The sequence below is a fragment of the Desulfofundulus sp. genome, from assembly GCF_049701015.1.
GTDB lineage: Bacteria > Bacillota > Desulfotomaculia > Desulfotomaculales > Desulfovirgulaceae > Desulfofundulus.
Window position 1 is genome coordinate 1 of record NZ_JBNATZ010000316.1, and the last position, 2,530, is coordinate 2,530.

General features: G+C 52.1%; 4 protein-coding genes and 1 other RNA gene. All 5 read left to right on the forward strand.

Annotated features, from left to right (window positions below):
* Positions 1-61: 61 nt before the first annotated feature.
* A non-coding RNA gene (gene ssrS / locus ACPLUI_RS13775) (6S RNA) lies at positions 62-244 on the forward strand.
* Positions 245-313: 69 nt separating this feature from the next.
* Complete coding sequence (locus tag ACPLUI_RS13780) at positions 314-1,039, forward strand: tRNA threonylcarbamoyladenosine dehydratase (protein ID WP_424660819.1); 726 nt, start codon at positions 314-316, stop codon at positions 1,037-1,039.
* A 106-nt stretch (positions 1,040-1,145) separates the two neighbouring features.
* Entirely contained in the window at positions 1,146-1,475 is a 330-nt protein-coding gene (trxA, locus tag ACPLUI_RS13785; protein WP_424660820.1) for a thioredoxin, read from the forward strand.
* Positions 1,476-1,643: 168 nt separating this feature from the next.
* The gene (locus ACPLUI_RS13790) at positions 1,644-1,919 is read left to right on the forward strand and encodes a transcriptional regulator (RefSeq protein ID WP_424660821.1); all 276 of its coding nucleotides are present in this window, start codon (positions 1,644-1,646) and stop codon (positions 1,917-1,919) included.
* A gap of 305 nt (positions 1,920-2,224) precedes the next feature.
* Positions 2,225-2,530, forward strand: a 306-nt coding sequence (locus ACPLUI_RS13795; protein WP_424660822.1) for a hypothetical protein, incomplete at its 3' end; no start/stop codon positions are given.

Sequence of the window (2,530 nt, forward strand, 5' to 3'; positions counted from 1 at the left end):
GATAACCACAAGGCACTTGCCAAGGGCCCCGGTTTGTGTTAACATAATAGCTGCAAGGGCAAATACCCTGCTATGTACGTGGACTCCTTGAAGTTTTGAGCCAACACCTGTACAAAGGGAGCCTGGCCTCTGGCTGTGGCTTGTATGCCTCGCCAGTGAGGACACAAAAAGCAGTCAGGAGGGCACCCACCTTGTGAGACCGGGTTCAAGAAACTTGAGGGTTCACGGCATTAGTGGGGTTTTTGTAACGGTTACTTACCAGGGTTTCCGGCCCTGAACCGGAAACCTTTTCTCATTTTTAAGGTGGTGTGCTGTGGAAGGGCGTTTTTCACGCACGGAACTCCTGATCGGCGAAAGGGGTCTGCAAATACTCGCCAGAAGCCGGGTGGCGGTTTTCGGTCTGGGAGGGGTGGGTTCTTACACCGCCGAAGCCCTGGCCCGGGCAGGGGTGGGGAATCTGGTGCTGGTGGATTTTGACCGGGTCAGCCCCAGCAACATTAACCGCCAGCTTCATGCCCTGATTTCTACCGTTGGGGAACCCAAGGCTTTATTGATGATGGAACGGGTGAGGCTCATAAACCCGGACATCCAGGTCGAAGCAAAAGTGGAGCGTTACCTGCCCGGGCTGGCGGAGCAGTTTTTCAACCCCGCACCTGATTATGTGGTTGATGCCATTGATGATGTTCCCGCCAAGGTCGACCTCATTGCCAGCTGTGTTCGTGCCAATATTCCTGTGGTTTCCAGTATGGGGACGGGCAATAAGCTCGACCCTGCTGCTTTTAAAGTGGCGGATATCTCCCGCAGTGCGGTTTGTCCCCTGGCCCGCGTTGTCCGGCGTCGTCTGCGCCAGCTGGGCATCACTTCCGGGGTTACCGTGGTTTTTTCCACGGAACCTCCCAGGAGGTGCGGGTCCGGGTACTCCGGGTACGAGGCCCATGGAGTGCCGGGGAGCATTTCATTTGTGCCCCCGGTCGCCGGGTTTATCCTGGCCGGGCTGGTCGTACGCGGCCTGCTTTCCTGCGGTGGCTATACTGTTTAACGAATTGACAGGGACTTTTGAGGGGTATTATAATTAGAAGGTAGTTAGTTGTCCCGGTGGGAGAGTGAGGGTGATTTACAGTTTATCTGGGAAAGGGGAGAAAGGTGTGGCCAGCGAGAACATCCATACGTTGACAGATGCTAATTTTAGAGAGTTTGTGTCGGCAGCTCAGGTCCCGGTACTGGTGGACTTCTGGGCTGAGTGGTGTGGCCCGTGTAAGATGATTGCCCCGGTAGTGGAGGAAATAGCTGCGGAATATGCAGGTAAGGTGCAGGTAGCCAAACTTAACGTAGACGAAAACCAGAGAACACCGGCGGATTATAAAGTTATCAGCATTCCAACTCTCATTGTCTTCAAGAATGGCCAGGAAATAGAACGTTCCATTGGCTTTAAAACCAAGAAGGAAATTAAGGCTCTGCTTGACAAGCACTTATAACAATCTCATCGTTTTACAGTTTGGAAGAATTAGTTGGAAAAATTAAGCGCGTTCGTTCATGAACGCGCTTTAATTTTTTTTAAAAGATTTTGCGCAAAACGTATTATCTCGTTAAAGAAATGACCATACTATTAGCAAGGTCGGGGATTGCAAAGGGAGGTGAAATCTGTGACGGGAATCAGTCTGGTGGAATACTTTCAAAAGGTTAGTGAGCGCCTGCCTACGGAAGCGGAAAGGGTCCTTCTCGCCCTGGTGGAACAGGGGAGCATGAACAAGGAGGAACTTTCCCTGACGGCCAAGGTGAAGAGGGCTGTTCTGGACCATGTGGTCATGCAGCTCTATGCTCTGGGCCTGGTTGACGTTTCCACCGAGGGGAAGAGCAAGATCTGCAGTGTTACCAAGCTGGGTGGAGACTTTTTGACCCTGATCAAGAGGGCCAGTTAAACCTGGCCTTTTAACTGACTGGTTGGCGCCGGCTTGAGATGCCGGCGCTTTTTACATTGGTATGAAGCGGTATTAATACTGCGGGTTGACTTGTGCAGGGAGGGTGAACGGCCATCATACCTCTGGAGGACTGAGATTCATCCCTGTGACTGATATTCTGCAGGGTCATTTTTTGATACCATGAGACGTGATAGTTAAAAAGTGACAAACGGGCAGTGAGAAGCTTAAAGAATCCTGACGCAGTGTACTCCCGGCTGAAGATAAAATTTTCATAAAAGTTTGCACCGGAAAGTTGAGGAAGTGAAATGAGGCCAAGGTTTAAACGAGGTCACCATGTCGGCCTTATTTGTCTGGCCATGGTTATATCACTGAGCGCTCTGGGCGTGGGGTTTGCGTCCTGGCAGGACGGCGTGGTATTCAACGGTGTGGTGGCCACGGGCAGCATTGAGCCGGTTTTCGTTTACTGCACCGTTGAGGGTGAGAGCACAGCACCCGGCCGCGCGGAAGCTTTTGTGCACGGTGACGGGAAGAAGATAAGTATTCGTGTGCGGGATGCCTATCCCGGTTACTGTGCCCACTTTCGTTACCGGGTTGCCAACCTGGGTACGGTA